The 6,126-nt window shown below is 55.3% G+C and carries 8 protein-coding genes and 1 pseudogene; 8 read left to right on the top strand and 1 reads right to left on the bottom strand.

The window, feature by feature from the left end:
- The 8 genes and pseudogenes from BVER_RS27060 to BVER_RS27025 all read left to right on the top strand — a co-directional run.
- Positions 1-287, top strand: a pseudogene (locus BVER_RS27060) (hypothetical protein); the annotation flags it as partial.
- Positions 284-1,204: a tyrosine-type recombinase/integrase gene (locus BVER_RS27055; protein ID WP_050455887.1), complete on the top strand. Its 921-nt coding sequence runs from the start codon at positions 284-286 to the stop codon at positions 1,202-1,204. The pseudogene BVER_RS27060 and the gene BVER_RS27055, both read left to right, overlap by 4 nt.
- Before the next feature lie 988 nt (positions 1,205-2,192).
- Positions 2,193-2,639 (top strand): hypothetical protein, encoded by a 447-nt coding sequence (locus BVER_RS27050; protein ID WP_157056263.1) that lies wholly within the window; start codon positions 2,193-2,195, stop codon positions 2,637-2,639.
- The gene (locus BVER_RS27045; RefSeq protein ID WP_157056262.1) at positions 2,636-3,181 is read left to right on the top strand and encodes a hypothetical protein; all 546 of its coding nucleotides are present in this window, start codon (positions 2,636-2,638) and stop codon (positions 3,179-3,181) included. The genes BVER_RS27050 and BVER_RS27045 overlap by 4 nt, the downstream gene beginning before the upstream one ends.
- Positions 3,182-3,231: 50 nt before the next feature.
- A complete protein-coding gene (locus BVER_RS27040; RefSeq protein ID WP_157056261.1) occupies positions 3,232-3,525 on the top strand; it encodes a hypothetical protein in 294 nt (97 codons plus the stop codon).
- Between the two features lie 239 nt (positions 3,526-3,764).
- Positions 3,765-4,049 carry a hypothetical protein gene (locus BVER_RS27035; RefSeq protein WP_050455883.1) on the top strand — a complete coding sequence of 95 codons (285 nt, stop codon included), beginning with the start codon at positions 3,765-3,767 and terminating at the stop codon, positions 4,047-4,049.
- Between the two features lie 138 nt (positions 4,050-4,187).
- A complete protein-coding gene (locus BVER_RS27030; protein WP_050455882.1) occupies positions 4,188-4,484 on the top strand; it encodes a DUF6388 family protein in 297 nt (98 codons plus the stop codon).
- 111 nt (positions 4,485-4,595) lie between these two features.
- The gene (locus BVER_RS27025; protein ID WP_050455881.1) at positions 4,596-4,919 is read left to right on the top strand and encodes a hypothetical protein; all 324 of its coding nucleotides are present in this window, start codon (positions 4,596-4,598) and stop codon (positions 4,917-4,919) included.
- Between the two features lie 229 nt (positions 4,920-5,148).
- Here BVER_RS27025 and BVER_RS27020 read toward each other — a convergent pair whose 3' ends face one another.
- Complete coding sequence (locus BVER_RS27020; RefSeq protein ID WP_050455880.1) at positions 5,149-5,985, bottom strand: hypothetical protein; 837 nt, start codon at positions 5,983-5,985, stop codon at positions 5,149-5,151.
- Positions 5,986-6,126: the final 141 nt, after the last annotated feature.

Genomic DNA, 6,126 nt, shown 5'->3' with positions numbered 1-6,126 from the left:
CGTATCGGTCGAACGACGAGATGCTCATTCAACGCGTTGAGTCGACGTCGATCCCGGGCAGTGGCGCGGTATGCTCTCTTGGCTTCCTAGTCGAGGACTTCGGGCTGAGCGTCAATCTGATGCTCGCGTGCTCTGTTCATATGGTCGTCGGCATAGCCAGCGCATGCCTCGATGCGCTCAAGCGTAGCTTGGACGCCCGTGGCGAAGTGCCTGGTGGCTACGGTGTTGGCGAAGCGGCAGCTTCGCTGGAAGTTGGGTTAGGTGAAATTCAGTATATATATTTATGAACACCGAAGCCTGGATAATCGATCCCGAAGAAGCCTATGCACAATGGCAGCGCGACGAAGCGTTGGGCTCGGATCGGCGAGCCTTCGCCGACCAATCCATCATCCAACACAAATCGATGTTCTCCCGGTTTCACCAATACCTGGTCGCGCATCGGCAATCCGTGCTGACTTACGGAACGGATCATCTCGACGGTTTTTTTGAACATCTTGCTCACGATTGCCTGCCTGGCACCACCACTCGCCTGCGGTACCTGAAGCTGATAGACCGTTTCACGCGGCACCTCGTCAACCTCGAACTGCGCGCGGACAACCCGGCAGCGACAATGGTTGCGCGCGAAACATGGCCAGAGGACGAACCCGTCCCGCTATACCTTTCCGCCGAGGATGACGCGCGCCTTCAATGCGTCTGCATAACTGGACACCATGACTCGTTCAAAGAGCTTCGCAACCGCGCGATAGTTGCGTTGTTTCTGGCATCCGGCGTGACCGCTGCGGAGCTACGCCAATTGCGCGTTGCAGATCTGGATGCCACTGATGTGCGCCCAACCGTTTTTGTCAACAAGCACGGCCCACGGATCGCGCGGCGCATTCCGATAGATGCGTTTGCGTCGGATGTACTAGCCGCGTATTTGGACGCGCGGCAGCGCATGCCAGGCCCGACCGGATGGCTGTTCATCGCGACGGCGGCCGCTAATCCGATGAAACCGGATACCCTGCTCAAATGTGTTCGAACGGCTCTGCGCGAAGCAAATTTGACGGCAGCCGACGAGAGCCCGCGTCTCTTGCGAAACACCTACGGACGCCGCCAGCTTATCGCCGGCAAGACCAACGAGCAGGTGAGCAGCATGCTGGGCCTGTCAAGCCATCGCACCGCGACGCGACTGAGGCAGACGCTGGACGTACCGGCAGTGCGCTGACCGACCTCGTTGGTCCAGACGACGCCAAGCTTAAAGTAAGCGGATCTGCCGATCGATGTCGCGACACGACGACCGGCGCGGACTCGCATCCGGTGGCGTCGGCCGCAAACATCGCGTCCAAATTTATCCCTGCGCTTATTGAGACTTACGTTACGTAAGTCATGACATCACCACAGCTTGTTTCCAACATGCAGCGATGATCGATTTGCGCTTATGCCCGCTTTTGAGCTTATTGTGAGCGGTGTCCTGGTGGTACCGCGTTTGTCTGATTGATGATTTTGCTGTGTTCATCGTTAGTCGTTGCAATTTCTCTTTTTAGTTCCGACGCCCGGTCGGTACGGCGCGCTTCCAGCGCAGTGTCTTCCAATCTCTTAGTGAGAGAAATACATCGCCATCGAGAAAACGAAGGCCAGCATGACAACCACCGACCAGAACCGTTGCCATCCCGGACTTGATCGATTTATCGCTTCAGCCAGATGGCTTCTTGGCTTGTATCTTCGTCGCACCATATGTATTTCGACTCAAAGTCGTTCTTCCTCGGGAGGAACAGAGGCGACAGGCAAAGAGGTATAGCCCGACTATGGTCGGAGCCACGCTGGATAAGTCGACATCGTGGACTGAGTAGTGTACGCATTTTGTTTGCATCTGTGAGACCTATACCGCACAAGTCCTTGCGGGTTGCTGGTTAGCGAGGACGCAGGTTGCCACGTTTATTGCCGCAAACGTAGACAGATTAAATACGGTCTACGACACCTGCCGATCGATGCTCCGACATCACGACTCGAACCACTTCTCGCACAGCGGCGCGGCCGCAAACACGGCTTTCATTTCAAGCCCACTGTTTTTCGGTGCCGGATTAATCTTGTCGCCGACAGCGAACGTCCCACCATCAGTCTGACCTCGCTTCCGCTACGACTTGACTTTGCGCAGGCAACCCTACGATGAAATTGCGGCGGACGTGGTGTTCGTCGCCTCACCGAGATTGCCCATGGCCTACAAGAGCAAATTCAAGGATATCTTCTATCCCACCGGGGACCGAGAAGCAAGGGTTGCACACCATCGTATCGTGTTGTGCGAGCGCAAAGCGATCGTCACGGCTGTAGTCCATCTTCGTCGCACCAGCAGTGCACAAAAGCACCGCTTGTCGCGCGTCGACGAACTCGGCACGGTCTTGAACAGGATCGTCGATCAGGAACTGCGCGGCATTCGAATCGACCGAACGCATCTCATCGTCCAACAAGGCACCGCATTCTTCGAGTATCCCATCGACTTCAATGCTAGCGATCTTCCGACCCGCCCCACCAAGGACAAGCCGTGGGAAGTGCCAGCGGTGAGTATGAGTTCGCGCGATATCGTTGTGGGGGCGGCCGCCCTCTTCATCGATATCGACGGCGGCGTCGCCTCCGAGCCATGGATTGTCGAACTGCTTCAGTGATCGGTTACCGTTCGCTCGAGATCGATCTCACTGTATCAATCTATTGGCCACTCGTCATGCTGGCGTCGAGTCTGTGCTTGCCCGAGAGAAACAACCTTTTTATGATCAAGCGGTTACTGCCGCAAACTACCGACCGAAACAGGGGTGTAGTTTTGGAGTCCGAAGCCCAACGACCAGTCGAATCGTCAATCGCAGTCGACATTGTGCGACTGCTACAACGACACCGCTTTGATCTCTCCACCGAAAAGCGTCTTCAGTCGGGCGTTGAGCAGGCATTGACCGAAGCTGGATTCGAGTTTGAGCGAGAGAAGCGTCTTTCGGATCAAGACATTCCTGATTTCTTAGTTGCCGGGGGCATCGCTGTTGAATGCAAGATGCGGAATAAGGCGAGGAAAATCGACATCTACAAGCAAATCGAGCGTTACGCATCCCACGCCGCGATCACGGCCATCGTTCTTGCTTCGAATGTCTCCATGGGGTTGCCGGAGGAGATCAACGGAAAAGCCATTTATGCAGCATCGCTCAGCCGGGGGTGGATCTGATGCGAACTTTCTGGACCCTCCAGCTCGTTGAGAATCGCGCGGCATGGGAAATGTCCAAGCTCGAACCCCACGTAGCGATCCGGCTCAAACAGCTATTTCCTCGCGTGCCCAAACAGTCGGCCGGACCATTCCGGTTCCCGCGTGATCTCATGCATGCGGCGGACCTGGACTGGTTCCTCGCTCGCTATCCGCTCGCCATGTCGGATGATGACCGAGCCGCTTTAACGGGCGGCAAGCTTGCGTTCGACGTCCAGCAAGCTGAGATGGAGCGCATCCTCATGCCGGACTACACTCCGCCTTCGTTCGCCGGACTGCGCGACGGACAGGCTATTCGGCATAGATAGCTGCCGGCTCAGGCAAGAGAACAGTATTTGCTAAAGTTTTAAACATAGCGCCCGTTATGCACTATGGGCTACCTTTTTGTGGCTAACTTTGACTGACTCTAGACGTCCCATCGAAACTTTACATTGGCGAGGCCGATATGTACGGCAGAACGGCCGAATGCATGGAGCGTGCGCGGGTTTTAACAGACCTGAAGCAACGCGTTTTGCAATAGGTGATCAAGTCGAGGGGCGGCACCGAAATGAGTACCCTTGGGGTGCAACGAAAGGCGACGACGTTCTATAAGATCGCAGCCACCGAAATGAAAATTACTCAGCACGACGCACGCCAACTCGTGAAAATCTACGAACGATTTGGCAAGTCCGCGCTCCGTCCAAAGTTGGAAAGTTCGTTCAGCGTTGGTGAACTGTCAATGCTTGCGAGCAAATCCGATGACGCCATCAAAGCGGCCATGCGCATGAAAAACGCTAATCCGTTTCTGCGCCGGACTGAGCTAGAAAGACGTTTGAAGTTGGAAGGGCATTAACTGATAGCGCCGAGCAGCACGGCCGGTCGGCCAAAATGATCTGACGCCCTTCAGTAAGACCGTGTGGGTCGAACTGATGATGTTGTGAAACATTGGACACTCTGGATACCGTCTCGATTGCGCAGGGTCGGAAGCAAAATGAGCAAATCACACCTGTTGACCCAAGAGCAAGTGGACCTCGGCTACGAACGCTTCGTCGAAGCGCATCCTGAGGTCCGTGAGCGGATCCTCGCCATTACGTTGGAGATCGCTGACGATCTCGATTTTGACATCGGTGAGTTGCGTCGCGTCGAGGCAGCGCACGCCCTGAACGAGCGTGCTATGCGCCAAGGCATCGACGAATTCGCGTTATTCTTGCAGTATGCGGTCGATTTACCGGAAGAACGCCAGCGGATTTTGCGAGCTAGGTGCGATTTGGCTTCGAGCGACTCTTGATAACGGAACGACGGTAATTTTCATCAGCAATGTCGCGGAACCCATAGAACCTCATAGGGCCTAAGCGCAAGTTCATCAATTTGTGATCGCAGACTCCCCAAAGTTCGACACATGACTACTACCTCCTATCGAATCATCGATTGCCTTGGCGATTTGCACGCGATGGATCATCTGAGCCTGACTTCACCAAAGACGGCTGCTATCGATCTGGTATCTGGTGCGATTTATGAAGCCCACCCCGATTGGCCAGAAGGAGAGCGATTGAGCGTTGAACTGCCATCTGGGAAGAAGCTCACCGTCGCAATGCACAAGGCTGTCCAGCACTTCCTTGTACGTCATGCTGAGGCCTTGGCAGTCATTAAAAATACAACCGTGCATGTGCAATACGATCATATTGCCGATCACTTCAGCTTCAAGACCGGGTTCGGAGAATAAAGCCGCGCGATCAGCTTTCGTCGACTCAAGGGTGACGGCATCCGGAAAGTCCGCATGATATCGAGGAGCGTGAAGATCGGATCGCCCGATTCTCGTCACCCTAACAAATATTCCGAATGCGCTTCCCAAGAAAAAACCCACCGTCTCCGCAGAGTGCGGCGGGTTTCTCACATCAACGTTTTCGGGAGTGAATCGAAGTCATCCGCAGCCGGCATCAGGCCACCCGGCGCTAAAACCCGCTCGGGTAGCACGTCGCGAGCATACCGCCGGCCATCGTGAAGTATTTTTGATGATCGGTCAGGCACTCAGTTTCAAACTCCTGCATGAAGCGCCGGATCTTGCGTTGCATCGCCTCGTGGAGGGTCGTGCCAGGGATGTGTGGCCCCAAGAACTTCAACCGGTCAGCGGCGATCTTGCTCGGCATGCGATTCATGCACACCGGCGACAGCACGTAGATGCGGCGATTGATCGTTTGAATCTCAATGGTCGGCGGCAGCGATTGCACGACGTGCTGCCCTTCCGGAAGATATTTTTTTACGCTCTCCATACTCGGATAGCAACTACCGCCCACCGGGTCACGGAACCATGTCCTGGCTAGATCTCGATCGCCGGTCGAAACCTTGGCATGTTCCTCAATCCAGGCAACAGCTTCCTCGATCGACCCTACCGCGTGATACACGTACGGTCTGAACAAGCCGCCACGTCTGCCGACCGTCGCCAGCTTTCCCTCCTGCATATGCTCGGCATCGACATAGGCATGGAAGTGCAGACCACCTTCGCCGTTCAGCGCGATCAACACTCCGATCGAACGGTTGGTGCGAAGCTCGCTGGCCCTGTGATCCGCTAACAAGTAGGCGCCTCCAGAACGGCCACTGCTGTTGTAACGCTTCTCGACAGCGACATTGAACGTACCCGTGAGCAGTTCGGCAGCGCGATCAACTTCCTTAATCAAGCGGATCTCCTTCGAAGTTCCGCCGCCTACCACAAAGCCACCGTCTGGCACGAACGCGCCGATCGAAGTGCGAACGTCAACGTCAAGACGCTTCGATTGATTATTGCTCTTCATATAGCTCTCAAAAAGATTCGGCGAGAAACGCCCCCAACGGGGAGCGCCCCCGCTAGGGTATAAAAATGCCTTTCGGCGATATCAGTCGTTTTCGCTTACCAAACTCACCTCGGCCTCGTCGACAATCATCTCATCGAGAAA

This window comes from Candidatus Burkholderia verschuerenii (assembly GCF_001189365.1).
GTDB classification, from domain to species: domain Bacteria; phylum Pseudomonadota; class Gammaproteobacteria; order Burkholderiales; family Burkholderiaceae; genus Caballeronia; species Caballeronia verschuerenii.
This window is presented reverse-complemented; position numbering and strand designations above follow the sequence as displayed.

Bases quoted from the DNA above. Each gene is read 5' to 3' on its own strand.
- BVER_RS27055 (WP_050455887.1), top strand. From the start codon at position 284: ATGAACACCGAAGCCTGGATAATCGATCCCGAAGAAGCCTATGCACAA.
- BVER_RS27050 (WP_157056263.1), top strand. From the start codon at position 2,193: ATGGCCTACAAGAGCAAATTCAAGGATATCTTCTATCCCACCGGGGAC.
- BVER_RS27040 (WP_157056261.1), top strand. From the start codon at position 3,232: ATGTCCAAGCTCGAACCCCACGTAGCGATCCGGCTCAAACAGCTATTT.
- BVER_RS27035 (WP_050455883.1), top strand. From the start codon at position 3,765: ATGAGTACCCTTGGGGTGCAACGAAAGGCGACGACGTTCTATAAGATC.
- BVER_RS27030 (WP_050455882.1), top strand. From the start codon at position 4,188: ATGAGCAAATCACACCTGTTGACCCAAGAGCAAGTGGACCTCGGCTAC.
- BVER_RS27025 (WP_050455881.1), top strand. From the start codon at position 4,596: ATGACTACTACCTCCTATCGAATCATCGATTGCCTTGGCGATTTGCAC.
- BVER_RS27020 (WP_050455880.1), bottom strand. From the start codon at position 5,985: ATGAAGAGCAATAATCAATCGAAGCGTCTTGACGTTGACGTTCGCACT.